The sequence below is a fragment of the Streptomyces tateyamensis genome (genome assembly GCF_003205575.1).
Lineage (GTDB): Bacteria > Actinomycetota > Actinomycetes > Streptomycetales > Streptomycetaceae > Kitasatospora > Kitasatospora tateyamensis.
The window spans coordinates 62,445-62,763 of the sequence record NZ_PYBW01000006.1 but is presented as its reverse complement, the minus strand read 5'-3'; the positions used below and the strand labels follow the sequence as shown (position 1 = coordinate 62,763).

Here is a 319-nt window from a genome sequence, read left to right as displayed (position 1 = left end):
GCCCGACCCGGCGCACCCGGACCACGCGGTCTGCCAGGAGCTCGTCGCCATCCTGCGCGCGGCCACCGACGCCCAGGGCCGCCGGCTGCAGGTCATCGAGGTCCCGGCGCCCACCGTGCTGCACGACGAGGACGGCGAACCCGTCGACTACTCCTACATCAACCACTACGTGGCCAACGGCGCCGTCATCCTGTGCGCCTTCGCCGACCCCCGCGACGAGCAGGCCGCCGCCATCCTGGCCGAGGCCTACCCGGACCGCACCGTCGAACTCGTCGACGCCCGCGAGATCTTCGCCAACGGAGGCGGCATCCACTGCATC

Annotated in this window: 1 protein-coding gene; it reads left to right on the top strand. The window is 72.4% G+C overall.

Going from position 1 to position 319, the window contains the following annotated elements:
- Window positions 1-319, top strand: a 319-nt coding sequence (locus tag C7C46_RS01575; protein ID WP_146258956.1) for an agmatine deiminase family protein, incomplete at both ends; no start/stop codon positions are given.